Origin of the sequence: Exiguobacterium sp. SH0S7 (assembly GCF_004337195.1) — a bacterium.
In the GTDB taxonomy this organism is placed as follows: Bacteria; Bacillota; Bacilli; order Exiguobacteriales; family Exiguobacteriaceae; genus Exiguobacterium; species Exiguobacterium aurantiacum_A.
Window position 1 is genome coordinate 1 of the sequence record NZ_SJVA01000060.1, and the last position, 275, is coordinate 275.

Below are 275 nucleotides of genomic sequence, written 5' to 3' on the forward strand. Positions count from 1 at the left end.
GCCGCCGAAGGTGGGACAGATGATTGGGGTGAAGTCGTAACAAGGTAGCCGTATCGGAAGGTGCGGCTGGATCACCTCCTTTCTAAGGAAAATGCCCATGTGGCATTGCCCATCGTTCAGTTTTGAGGGTTCGTCCCTCGATTGTTCTTTGAAAACTGAAGATTCATCAAGACATCAAACCAAGAACAATATGCATGGTCCGTTCGGACCGTGTGTCTTAGAGACGCTAGATCAAGGTAGAAAGGGCGTACGGTGGATGCCTTGGCACTAGGAGC

The 275-nt window shown here is 50.5% G+C and carries 1 rRNA gene; it reads left to right on the top strand.

The features are described 5' to 3' along the window. Positions 1 to 82, top strand: a 16S ribosomal RNA gene (locus EVJ22_RS15415); the annotation flags it as partial. Between the last annotated feature and the right edge of the window lie 193 nt (positions 83 to 275).